Source organism: Chryseobacterium pennae, from assembly GCF_003385515.1.
In the GTDB taxonomy this organism is placed as follows: domain Bacteria; phylum Bacteroidota; class Bacteroidia; order Flavobacteriales; family Weeksellaceae; genus Chryseobacterium; species Chryseobacterium pennae.
Genome location: NZ_QNVT01000008.1, coordinates 195,719 through 207,113 on the forward strand (window position 1 = coordinate 195,719; position 11,395 = coordinate 207,113).

The 11,395-nt window shown below is 36.7% G+C and carries 8 protein-coding genes; 5 read left to right on the plus strand and 3 right to left on the minus strand.

Features of this window, described 5'->3' with window-relative positions; translation table 11 throughout:
- Positions 1-641 precede the first annotated feature (641 nt).
- The gene (locus DRF65_RS29145; protein WP_317126185.1) at positions 642-1,607 is read left to right on the plus strand and encodes a GNAT family N-acetyltransferase; all 966 of its coding nucleotides are present in this window, start codon (positions 642-644) and stop codon (positions 1,605-1,607) included.
- On the opposite strand, the gene DRF65_RS10780 is transcribed toward DRF65_RS29145, so the two are convergent.
- The 3 genes from DRF65_RS10780 to DRF65_RS10790 form a co-directional block, all read right to left on the minus strand.
- Positions 1,599-2,456: a LysR family transcriptional regulator gene (locus tag DRF65_RS10780; protein WP_115970758.1), complete on the minus strand. Its 858-nt coding sequence runs from the start codon at positions 2,454-2,456 to the stop codon at positions 1,599-1,601. The two genes, DRF65_RS29145 and DRF65_RS10780, sit on opposite strands and share 9 nt — an antisense overlap.
- 152 nt (positions 2,457-2,608) lie before the next feature.
- A complete protein-coding gene (locus DRF65_RS10785; RefSeq protein WP_115970759.1) occupies positions 2,609-3,355 on the minus strand; it encodes a copper chaperone in 747 nt (248 codons plus the stop codon).
- 2 nt (positions 3,356-3,357) lie between these two features.
- A complete protein-coding gene (locus DRF65_RS10790) occupies positions 3,358-4,896 on the minus strand; it encodes a tyrosinase family protein (protein ID WP_115970760.1) in 1,539 nt (512 codons plus the stop codon).
- A 338-nt stretch (positions 4,897-5,234) separates the two neighbouring features.
- Here DRF65_RS10790 and DRF65_RS10795 point away from each other — a divergent pair, with 338 nt between their 5' ends.
- The 4 genes from DRF65_RS10795 (at position 5,235) to DRF65_RS10810 (ending at position 11,264) form a co-directional block, all read left to right on the plus strand.
- On the plus strand, positions 5,235-5,909 hold the full coding sequence (locus DRF65_RS10795) for a hypothetical protein (protein WP_115970761.1): 675 nt from the start codon (positions 5,235-5,237) through the stop codon (positions 5,907-5,909).
- Between the two features lie 516 nt (positions 5,910-6,425).
- Positions 6,426-8,918, plus strand: a complete 2,493-nt coding sequence (locus tag DRF65_RS10800) for a PIG-L family deacetylase (protein ID WP_115970762.1) — start codon at positions 6,426-6,428, stop codon at positions 8,916-8,918.
- 100 nt (positions 8,919-9,018) lie between these two features.
- A complete protein-coding gene (locus DRF65_RS10805; RefSeq protein ID WP_115970763.1) occupies positions 9,019-10,710 on the plus strand; it encodes a sodium:solute symporter in 1,692 nt (563 codons plus the stop codon).
- Between the two features lie 35 nt (positions 10,711-10,745).
- On the plus strand, positions 10,746-11,264 hold the full coding sequence (locus DRF65_RS10810; RefSeq protein WP_115970764.1) for a DUF2911 domain-containing protein: 519 nt from the start codon (positions 10,746-10,748) through the stop codon (positions 11,262-11,264).
- Positions 11,265-11,395: the final 131 nt, after the last annotated feature.

Below are 11,395 nucleotides of genomic sequence, written 5' to 3' on the forward strand. Positions count from 1 at the left end.
TGTAGATTTTAAATGGTTTTGTAATGGTTTTAATTTCAGTATTTTATGTTTGATTAAAGCTGTTTATGTCAAATTTTGTAAAATTCTATTTTTCTCTGAAATAAGATTATTTTTATATATGTACAGATATTTGTATTTATTATTTTATTTAAATCGGTTCTAATGTCCTGAAAATTATCACCAAATGTATTATTGTTAAACATAAATGGTTACCAATGAATTTGGTAAATTGTCCGGGACTTAAAATATTCCAGTTGAATTTTCTTGATAGAATTCTCAGTTGTAAACACTTTTTTAAGTATCCAATTTAAATAGGGTCTGAGATTGTACAAATGATGTGTTTCTCTGACGCAAAGTTTTCATTTTTGAAACTGTTGATGATAAGTGAGCAAAGCATTGCAACTTCGCCGCCGATGAAGAATACAGCTAAAACGTCTGCTTCATCGAATCAACTTTGTTGATTCTGTTCTTTGCCTCCTTACAATAAAGCGGAATGATTAATGAACTTTGCGTTCATTCTTTTAATGCAAAAATCAGATCAAATAATTAAAAAATAGCATTTTTCTGCATTATTCTACTGGTTAATTTTGCGGCAATAAAGAGATTGGTTAAACGTCCAATGGACAGTATAGAATATGGAAATGATGATAACAAAAATTACAGAAAACGATATAGCAGAACTACAGGAGATCAGTAAAAAAACGTTCTCCGAAACATTCTCTGCGGATAATACAGAAGAAAGCATGGCGCAATATCTTGAAACAAGTTTTGCAACAGAAAAGCTTCTTACTGAACTCAACGACAGAAACTCCGAATTCTACTTTGCCAAACTGGATCATAAAGTCATTGGATATTTAAAACTCAACACCGGCTCATCACAGACTGAAATGAAAGGAGGTCATGCGCTTGAAATTGAAAGGATCTATGTTTCTAAAGACTTTCACGGAAAGAAAGTAGGACAGGCCCTTTATGACAAAGCGATTGCCATTGCCACAGAAAAAAATGCAGATTACGTTTGGCTGGGCGTTTGGGAAAACAATTTGAGGGCTATTAACTTTTACAGAAAAAATGGATTTAAAGAGTTTGATAAACATATTTTCAGACTCGGAAATGAAGAGCAGACCGATATTATGATGAAACTGGATTTAAAAAGCAACACAATGAAAATTGAATTTTTTATAAAATCATTCGAAGAATTATCCACCCTCGAACTTTACAACATATTAAAATTAAGAAGCGAAATATTTATTATAGAACAGAATTGTGTATACCAGGATATTGATGATAAAGATTTAAAATGCCACCACCTGATGTGTTTAGTAGATGGAAATCTGGCGGGATATACCCGAATTGTTCCACATGGTCTTACCTATGAAGACGCTTCAATTGGCCGTGTTGTGATTGGGTTAGATTATAGAGGATTGGGATTGGGAAAACGGCTGATGGAACATTCCATCAAAGGCTGTCAGGATATTCTTAAGGAATCCAAAATCCGGATCAGTGCCCAATTGTACCTGCTGAAATTTTACAATGCTCTAGGCTTTAAAGAGGTAGGAAGTCCTTACGATGAAGACGGTATTCCGCATATAGAAATGGTTTTAAACTAATTCCAGAATATTTTTAAGAATCGGGTTAGGGTCGTCTTTCCGCCATTGGATGTACAAATCGGTAACAAAGGGAAGAGGGATAAAACGGATTCCGGTATTTTGGTGAAGATGATAAGAATGCGGCAGAATCGAAATGCCTAATCCGTTTTTAATTAATGAAATAATGGTAGATCCAAACTCACAACGAATATAAGAATCGAGATTGATGTTGTAAAAATTGAGAACCTGCTGAATTAACAAATTGTAACTGCTGCCGTCATCTCCTGTAGTTAAAAGGAATTTCTGATCTTTCAGTGTTTCTTCAGAAATATCAGATAAGGTTTTAAAATGATGATTTTCACGAACCACTAAAGAAAGATTTTCCTGGTATAATTTCTTTTCATTAATTCCTGAATAGGTATTGATATCACGGGAAAATGCGAGATCTATCTTATAATTTTTAAGATAATCCTCCTGAATTTCATTGGTCAGCTGAAACAATTCCAGATTAAGATGGGGAAAAGCCGCCGAAACCTTTTTCACAAAATCGGGTAAAACTGAAGAAGAAATAGAATCAGGATGTGCAATTCTTATTGTTCCATGTTCGCCTAAATGAATTTGCCGGGCCAGCTGATGAAAAGCCTCCATTTGACTAAGTTCTTCGCTCCATTTTTCCTGTAAAAATTGGCCTGCCGGGGTAAGTTTCACATTTCGCTTATCACGGTAAAACAGCTGAACACCCAGTTCACTTTCTAAAGACTGAATGTTCCGGCTCAAAGCAGACTGTGTAATATTCATTTTCGCAGACGTATTCCAGAAATGAAGTTCTTTGGCCAATGCCAGAAAATATTTGAGCTGTTGTAGATCCATTAATGCAAATTAATCATTAGTTAAGCAAATTTAATAAGTAAATTGAATTAAAGATCACCTGATTGAAAATTATATGAATACAAAAAATAGCGCCTCTCTATAAAAAATGGCGCTATTTGGATATGGTAATCTAATCTTTTTTTAACAGCAGATCAACGTCCGATAGGATTTTCAGGGATTATGATTCTCAGTAATTTCAACCTCAAATCTATGCGCCAACGTGGAGCTTGCGGATGTTCCATATGTTCGCTCAGCATAATAAAAGTGGCGATCAGCATCGCCAAATGATGTCCCTGCGGTAATAACATCGGGAGAAGCATTAATGCCCAGCCTGCGCCAACGCACCAGAAACCGTGAGTAATCCCAAATGAAAAAGCATCCTTATAAGCTTTAGAACCCCAGGCTGCCAAAACAGGATGATAATGTCCCCTGTTTAGACATTTTTGCTTAATGGGAGAAAATTGCCAGATTAAGGTGATGATCCCAAAAATAACTGCAAGAATAAAAGATCCAGGCATCTGAATACTCACAAAAATGATGAAAATGTTTAATAAAAACCCAGTTACAGCCCACATCAAAACATATCCTGTTATAAAAAGAATGACCAATAAAAAACTCATACTTTTAAAACTTTGATTAATGATGATCTGTATAGGAATAATCAGCTTGGGAAGCATCATGGCCAATACCATCAATATCCATCCCGTCATCATTTCAGAGAAAGGATTTATTTTGAGGATCATTTTTAATGAAGCGCTGCTTCTGTTACATAAATTCATCTGACAATGTGCTGCTGTAAGCAAATTGCCGGGATTGAAAAGCAGGATAAACCAACAGATAATGCTGAAACTCCATACACTGTAACTTATAAGGTTCCGATTAGCATTTGATCTTTTCATTGCTATTGTTTTTCTCTGTAAACACTTATTCTTCCTACTGTAATTTTCACATCAGATAAGATTTCGTTATCAGGAGTAATGGCAACATCTAAGGATTTTAGATTCTCAAGATCATTCTCAAGATGCAGTTCATCAATGATATTGGTAATATCTAAAGAAAAGCTAAGTCCGTTACCTCCTCCGTGAGAATCGTCCAGTGATGCATTGCGAAGTCCAAAAAGCGAGATAAATCCTATATGCTGATTGTTTACGGAAACTTCAAGCGTATTGGCATTGATATTTCCCTTCACATTCTCAAGAACCAAATAAATACGGTCAGGAATTTCATCTGCAGAAGCTCTTAAAAGGCTTGTAGACACTTTCTTTAACCCTTTATCAGAAAAATTAACGGTAGTTTTGGTTACTGCATTCTTAATTTCAAAAGAACCTTGGTTGGCAGCGACTAATTCTGTTGGTTTTTCATTATTATCCATAGTAGATTCAGTTAGTTGAGCATCATCCGAAACCGGAATTCCTAGTTTTCTCAATCTTTCAGAAGTAGTATCGGCAGCGGCAGGTTCTACTTTTGTTTTAAGATCATCATAGCTGTAATCCAAAAGATCAAGATTGGTTACATCATTGGGGGTATACGTCCATTCTTTTCCATCAGGTAAAGGCATTACAAACTCACGTTCTCCAATTTCCTTCGGGCCTCCCAGCCATTTTTTCTCTGATGGATTCTTGTTTCCCTTGGCATTCCACGATGCCCACATTCTGTCAATATTACAGTGATGAAGATAAAAGATAGGATCCAGTGCTGCAGCGTTAGGATCAGACATAAGACCTTCATTTCCTTTAACAACTCCTCCTACGTCATTATGAACAAAATTGTGAGGATTGGTTTCTAAACTTTCTTCAGGAAATATCGTTCCATAATGTGAAAAATCAGTTTCAGGCCCGCCGAAACAATTTTGATTACCGGTGTATACTGTCTTAAGTTCACAATTTTGTGTAACTCTTGGCTTGCCGTCCTTAAATAATTTGATGTAAATATTTCCGTCATTATCAGGACCGTGTCTTTCTGTAACAAAAAGAGGGTTAGGAGTATCGCGGTCTAAAAACGGCCGAGTAAATGCCGGAGGTATTTTATTTTCTTTTTCTCCACCAAAATAGTTCCAATACGGTAAAGCCCAGTCATCAGGCCCATTAAGTTCTATCACTATTGCTCTGATCTGAATTTCCAAAGCCATAAGATAGCCACGATGCCATGGGGAAAAATACCAGGTTTGGTGCTGACATTGATTCCAATACTTATCTTTTATATCTTTAGACGGAAAAGGGCTTGTAGGTACCTTTGGCGGAGCTTTAATAGTATTCCAGTCAATACCATCAGGATCCCCGGCAAAATTTTCACCGTGAATGGCAGCAAAAAACCACCAGCTCGTTGGGTCATCCAATTTCCTGGACTGCATTTCAGCAACTGCTTTTGCGTACCAGTATAAATCGGGATTATTAAACGTTCCTTCCTGATCCCACGCGTTTTTTCGCAAGAATTTTTTCATGTACTAATAGATTTATGATTATAGTTATGAGATTGAAATCAAATATTTTTTTCGATTTCATTCTCACTGTAAAATTATTATTTAAAAAAATCTTGTCTATCAGTAGTTATACCTAATCTTGCATGAAAGAAGGTTTTGTGATAAGAAAGAGTATCAGATTATTTTCTTGCAGACGCAGCTTTGTATAATTTAATGTGCTTTGAATTAACAATTTTATAAAATATGATGGAACATATTCAGCTATATAATGTCATAATTTTTTCTATATTTAGAAAAAAATGGTTTGTGTCTGCATTTTGCGTTCTACAGCCTTTCTATGAACCCATATAAAAAGGACAATGCCAATAAATCAATTACCTCCGGACGGAGGTATGCTCTATAAAGAAACAGAGATGGCTCATTTTTTTCCTGAGCCGCTAAATGCAATCACTGCTGTATTATTTTTAGCCATAGCCATTTTTTGGACCCTTAAAATGAAAGGCAATTTTAAAGAATATCCTTTTTTAACCTACTGTCTGGTTTTGTTATATATTGGTGCCATAGGGGGAACCATTTATCATGCATTCAGACAATGGCCGGTATTTATTATGATGGATTGGATGCCCATTATGATATTGTGCTTTTCTGCCGGATTTTATTTTTTGGCGAAGAGCCTCAAATGGTACTATGCTATTGTAATGATTCTTGTATATCTGGTCCTTATGTTGGGGTTGAGAAATTGGATTTTGGCAGATAATCCTTCTCTCTTTATCAACGTAAATTATGCAATCATGGCTTCATTTGTACTTTTCTCGGTATTGAGTTATCTGATTTATACCGAATGGAATTCTGGTAAATGGGTAGGCTTTGCTTTATTGTCGTTTGTTTTCGCACTCACTTCCCGCATCATTGACAAATGGGAATGGTTGAGTTTTGGAACACACTTTTTGTGGCATACCTTTGGAGCGATAGCCACATTTTGCATGTTTAATTATATTTATCTTACACGGAATATAACTAGAAAAAATAAGTAGTTTTTATTTTCTTTGAAACTGTAATTCGTACACGAAGCCTGTATCTAATATTTTTCCGCAGATTACCACAGATGATTGAGAATAAGTATGTACATTTTAAAAAAAATCTTTGATTTTTAAAACTTAAGTGCTCTTCTCAAACATTTAGCTAATCACTAAAATAAACTTAAGTGTCTAACAAAATGTGCCTCCTTTGTGGTTGAATTTTTACCACAGATGATACAGATTAGCACAGATGTTTATGTGTAATTTTATGCTCCGTAGTTTGGGGAAATTATACATGTTTTTATTTTAAACGCCTAAGTTTTTTTTAGAAGAAAATCAAAGATTTTCAAGACTTATGTGTACTTACTATGCATTAAGTATGTTACTTAAAATAAACTAAAGTGTCTAAAACTTTTGTGCCTTTTGTGGTTAATAAAAATTAAACAGTTTTTTTATGAAATTTCCAGTTTAATTCTTTTACTATTGAAAGAAAGATGATTTACTTATATTTGCCCTGCAAAGTAAAATTAAATGTTCAAAAAAGTAAGCACTGTATTTATCCTTGGCTTTTATACGGTTTTTTGTTCGGCCCAGCAGGTGCGGCCTTCCAAATCATCTGAAATTTACCGTGAACTCAAAACACTTAAACACCTGCCTAAGGTTTTATACCTTGCAGCTCATCCTGATGATGAAAATACAGGATTACTCTCCTGGTTAATCAACGATCAAAATGTAGAAACGGGTTATCTGTCTTTAACAAGAGGAGATGGTGGTCAGAATTTATTAGGTACAGAGCAAGGTGCTGCATTGGGTTTAATCAGAACGCATGAGCTTTTAGAGGCAAGAAAGTTAGACGGTGCCCAACAGTTTTTTACCCGGGCCATTGATTTCGGATTTTCTAAAAATACTACTGATACTTTTAAACAATGGGATGCAGACAGTATTACAGCGGATGTAGTTTGGGTAATCCGTACATTCCGTCCTGATGTTATCATTTGTCGTTTTCCTCCTAATGCGGCGGCAGGCCACGGACAGCATGCGGCTTCGGCAGTGGTGGCAGAAAAAGCTTTTAAGCTGGCAGGCGATAAAAATGCATTCCCGGATCAATTAAAATATGTGAATGTATGGCAGCCAAAACGCGTATTGTGGAATACTTTCCGCTTTGGTACGGTCAATACAACAGCTGAAAATCAACTGAAAATTACGGTTGGGCAGTATGATGCACAATTGGGAATGGGCTATGGTGAACTGGCAGGATTAAGCAGAAGTTTACATAAAAGCCAGGGAGCAGGAACACAGTCTGTAGCCGGCATCAGAACTGAATATTTTTCCCATGTTATTGGCGAACCAGCAAAAACAACACTTTTTGACGGAGTAACGAAAACCTGGACTTCACAGGGAAATGCTGATATTGACGAATCCTTAGATACAATTATTTCTACTTTCAATTTCAATAATCCGGACCTTAGCTTGCCTGCTTTGCTTGCATTGCGAAAAAAGGTCATGGTACTAAAAGATGCAGACCTAAAAAAGGATAAACTTAAATCTCTTGACCAAATCATTTTAAGTTGCGCCGGATTTATGGGGGAAGTGGTTACCAATCAGGCTGAAGCTGTTGCCGGAGATCATTATAATTTCAGATTAAATTTGGTTTCAAGAGCTGCAAATCCTGTTGTTTTAGAAAATGTAAAATGGTTAGGACAGTCAGAAAGCTTCAATAAAAAACTGTCAAAAGATTCTTTAATTACTATTCAGCATGACATTCAGATTCCTGCTGATGCAGCACTTACAGAACCTTACTGGTTAGCAAAACCAGCTACAAACGCTGCAACTTTCTCTGTTCAGAATGATACTTTAGTCGGTTTGCCTGAGGCAGAATCACCACTGAATGTTTTGCTTGGTTTAAAAATAGGTACAGAAAATTTTCAGGTTAACCTTCCTTTATCTTTCAAGAAATTAGACCCGGTACGTGGTGATGTAGTCGAAGCTTTGCGAATTGTTCCTGCATTGGAACTGAAATTTACACAACCCCTTTATCTGGTCAAAGAAAATGAAGATTTACATTTGAGTTTAAATGTTAAGGTTAATTCTAACAAACCGTACAGTAAGGGTATTCTAAACCTGATGTATAGCGGAGAGCGATTAGGAGGCGTTGATGTAAGTTCGCTCAATGGAAAAGATACCACGATTGATTACGTTATTCCAAAAGCTAAGCTTGCTGCAATTCATTCATCTCGTTTGCAATTGGATGCTAATTTTGTTGCAGATGGAGTCACTTATAATAAGAAACAACTATTAATTCAGTACCCGCATTTACCTTCCTTACAATATTTTACACCTGCCACGGTAACCGTAATGAAAGGTGATATTCAGGCGAAGGTTAAAAAAGTGGGATATATAGAAGGTGCTGGTGATTTCATTCCTGAGTTCCTACGCATTGCAGGTATTCAGGTAGAGGTCCTGAAAGACGAAGATTTTTATGGTAACATAGAAAACGGTAGCCAAAACAAACTATCGCAATATGATGCCATCGTACTTGGTGTTCGTGCCAATAATACAGAGAAAAAGCTGGGTCGCTGGATGCCTTTTTTATGGTCTTATGCAAAAGCTGGCGGTAATTTGGTGATGCAGTACAACACCAATCAGGATACAACTGTTGACCAATTGGGAATGTACAATTTCAGCATTGCCAATAAGCGCGTTACCGAAGAAAATGCTGCAGTTAAGCTGTTAAATCCAAATCATAAATTACTGAACTTTCCGAACAAAATTACTGCAGATGATTTTAAAGGCTGGGTACAGGAACGTGGTGCTTATTTCCCTGCTCAATGGGATGCAGTGTATGAACCTCTTTTTGAAATGCACGATACGGATGAAGAACCTCTGCAGGGATCAACTTTATATGCCAAATACGGAAAGGGTAATTTTATTTATACCCCGTTGGCATTTTTCAGACAGCTGCCTGCAGGAAATGTTGGGGCGGCCCGTTTATTTTTAAACTTTTTATCTGCACAAAAAAACTGATGAACAAGCAACTTAAAAATTGGAATATCTGGTACATACTATTAGCCCTTGCATTAGTATCTCAGATCGCATTTTATTATTGGTTTACTAAATTCTGGGCATGAGTAATATAGATTGGACAGTTCTCATTTTTACACTTGTTGCAGTGGTGGTTTACGGTGTATTCATCGGTCGGGGTCAAAAAAGTAACGAATCCTATCTGAAAGCAGATAATAAAATGCCCTGGTATATTGTGCTTATTGGTATTATGGCTACACAGGCAAGTGCCATTACGTTTCTTTCAGCACCGGGCCAGGCGTATACAGACGGCATGCGTTTCGTGCAGTATTACTTTGGTTTGCCTTTGGCAATGATTGTGATCTGCATCACTTTCATCCCGATTTTTCAGCGCCTAAATGTTTACACCGCTTACGAATATTTGGAAAACCGTTTTGATAAAAAAACAAGGGTGCTTACTTCACTGCTTTTTCTTTTTTCCAGAGGCTTATCAACAGGAATCAGTATTTACGCTCCGAGTATCATCTTATCAAGCGTTTTAAACTGGAATATTTACTTAACCAATGTCTTGACAGGTGGTATTCTGTTGATTTACACTTATGTTGGCGGTGCAAAAGCGATTGCTCACACCCAAAAATTACAGTTTCTCATTATTCTGGGAACCATGGCTTTTGCAGGGTATCTGCTTATTCAGAATATGCCGAATGGAATTGGTTTTAATGATGCGCTTTACCTGGCTGGGAAATCCGGAAAGCTCAATGTCATCACCACAGAATTCGATTGGAAAGATAAATACAATATCTGGAGCGGGCTGATTGGCGGTTTTTTTCTGGCATTGTCTTACTTCGGTACGGACCAGAGTCAGGTGGGGAGGTATATTACAGCAAAAGACAATACCAATGCAAAAATGGGGTTGCTGCTGAACGGATTGGTTAAAATTCCGATGCAGTTTGCGATTCTCCTGATCGGGGCTTTGCTTTTTGCTTTCTTTTCTCTAAAACCGGCTCCGATTTATTTTAATGAACGCTCTTATCAATATTTAAAGGAAACAAAACCTGAACAGGCTGCCGTTTTTGAAAAGGAGCATCAGGATTTACAAATAAAATTTAATGCAGAATCGAAAGAAATTCTAAAGTTGAAGGAAAGTCATTCTCCCCAACTCAATAAAACAATTCAGGATTTTAAAAATACACAGACCGAGGTAAAAGCACTTCATGGAAGGGTAGAGGAAGCGATCAATCATTCAAACTATAATGCTGAGAAAACGGATACCAATTACATTTTCCTGTATTTCGTAAAAAATACTTTGCCTGTAGGGATGATCGGTTTACTGTTTGCCGTCATTTTTCTGGCCAGCTGGGGTTCCATTTCTGCAGCGCTGAATTCCCTTGCCGCCTGCTCATTAAAAGATGTTCATTTGATATTTAAAAAAGAAATTCCTGATGATGCCACCGAATTGAAGTATAGCCGTCTGCATACTTTAGCCTGGGGTATTTTCTCAATCGGTGTTGCTATGTTTGCCACGCAGATGGGTTCCCTTATTGAAGCGGTTAATGTATTGGGATCTCTTTTCTACGGCCCGATATTGGGGATTTTTCTTGTTGCATTTTATTATAAAAAAATCACCGGCTCCAATGTATTTATTGCTGCCATATTATCAGAAATTACGGTTATTGCCGTTTATCAGTTTGATATCGTTTCGTTCCTTTGGCTTAACGTAATTGGGGCAGCGGCAGTAATTATATTTTCAGCAATCGGTTTATTGTTTTATAAGCCGAAAGATGTAATTTCGTAAACGGACAATAACAAGAACAAACAAATAAAAATAGTATGAAAACAATGATCAAATCTGCTACCATGATTTTTGCTGCAATGACAATTTCAGTAAATGCCTTTGCACAGGAAGCTAAAAAACCTGCCAGCCCTCCTGCTACAGCTACGGGAAAAATTAAAGATGCAACCATTACAATAGCCTATAGCAGTCCTTCTGTTAAAGGACGTACCATCTGGGGCGGTTTAGAATCCTATAATAAAGTTTGGCGTGCAGGTGCCAATGAAGCCACTACTTTTGAAACGGATAAAAATATTACCGTTCAGGGTAAAACGCTTCCTGCAGGTAAATATAGCTTTTTCTTAATCCCTAAGGAAAGCGGAACCTGGACTGCGATTTTTAACAAGGAACCAAAACAATGGGGAGCCTATAAATACGAAGAATCTAAAGATGCTTTACGTGTGGATGTAAAGACAAAAGCTTTACCGGCAACACAGGAAACTTTAGTGTATAAAGTAAACAGTAATGGATTCACAATGGATTGGGATAAAATATCAGTTCCCGTAGAGATAAAATAGATCTCAGTATAAAAGATTAAAATCCCGGATTATGGACTGCCCCCAAAAAGTTAGACACTTTTTAGGGGCATTTTTTTATGTATAGAAAAGAAAAATTTAGCGTTGCTTTCAAATTAGAATGTATTAACCTT